This is a genomic window from Salinibacterium sp. (assembly GCF_031364185.1).
In the GTDB taxonomy this organism is placed as follows: domain Bacteria; phylum Actinomycetota; class Actinomycetes; order Actinomycetales; family Microbacteriaceae; genus Rhodoglobus.
The window spans coordinates 1-1,183 of sequence record NZ_JANLVV010000281.1 but is presented as its reverse complement, the minus strand read 5'-3'; the positions used below and the strand labels follow the sequence as shown (position 1 = coordinate 1,183).

Below are 1,183 nucleotides of genomic sequence, written 5' to 3'. Positions count from 1 at the left end.
ACCTCGCCTCACCCGGCCGAGTCGTTGCAGCGCTCGCCGTGCAGCTCTGCATCGCCACCCTTCTCCTGGCCACGTGGAGCCCCTGGGTTGTGCTCCCCGTCGCGTTCGTCGTTGCGCTGGCCGTGCGCCACCGGTCAACCCTCAGAACAATGGATGCCCGCACCGCCGTACCCCTGATCGCCGCCGTCGTGCCACCCCTCGTGTGGCTGTTCGTGGCATCCGGCCCCGCACTGGCCACCCTCGGATCGGCCCTCGAGATCCCGGGACACGGGTTGCCCGGAGTCGTCCCGGTGGTCGCCATCGCCCTCGTGTTGCTGGTGGCCGGCGGGGTGTTGCTGCGCTCGCACCGGCCCGTGCTGTCGGGCGCCATCGCCGTGTCGGGCGCCACCGTCGTGGGCAGCGCAGCGCTGGCGTTTCTTGCGCGCGACTCCGGCATGGTCACTGGCTACTACCCCGCCAAGTTCCTCTGGATGACCGCCGTGATCGTCGGGGTCATCGTGCTGTCGCTCGTGTTCGCCCTGCTCGCGCGCACCCGCCGACCGCTGCTCGGCGCCGCCGCCGCCGCGGTGATCGTGGTCATCGCCGCCAGCCTTGGGCCGCCACTCGCACGTCCCGGCGTCGTGCGCCCGCCGCTCGCGCGCATCCTGTCGGGAGCGGTGTGGGCATCGGGAGACAGATCTGTCGAGCTGATCCTGGCCAACTCTGACCCGGCCGACCCGGGAATCCTGTGGGCATCAGGCGAACCGGACGAAGCCTTCGCCGACTTCTGGATCGCCCTCAAACTCGGCGGAGAACTCGCGCCCGGTGAGGATGGCGACCCCGCGCTGCGCGGCTTCGCGTTCACCGCTTACCGTCAGTACCGCGACACCGGAGCGTGGACGACGCCACCCGTCGAGCAACTCTGCGACGTGATCGGGGTGATCGGTGGCCCGGTTCGGGTCATCACCGTGGACGCCGGGCTCGAGGCATCCATTCAGAAAACCTGCCCCGAAGTGGATGCCCGGGTCGAGGTCTCACGCGGGTAGCTGCCGCGCCGCTGCTCTAGCCAACGCTGCACCCGTGCCCACTGCGAGGTCCGTCGTTTCGGACGTCGGAGAGGTGTGCGTCGCGAATGACGACGAGTTCGGCAGCGAACGGGCCCAGCCGCCTGACCTCCCGAACCTGCTCGAGGGCAGCCGCGGCA

Annotated in this window: 1 protein-coding gene; it reads left to right on the top strand. The window is 70.2% G+C overall.

Annotated features, from left to right (window positions below; translation table 11 throughout):
- On the top strand, positions 1 to 1,025 hold a 1,025-nt coding region (locus tag RMN95_RS12185), incomplete at its 5' end, for a hypothetical protein (protein WP_309617179.1).
- Positions 1,026 to 1,183 lie beyond the last annotated feature (158 nt).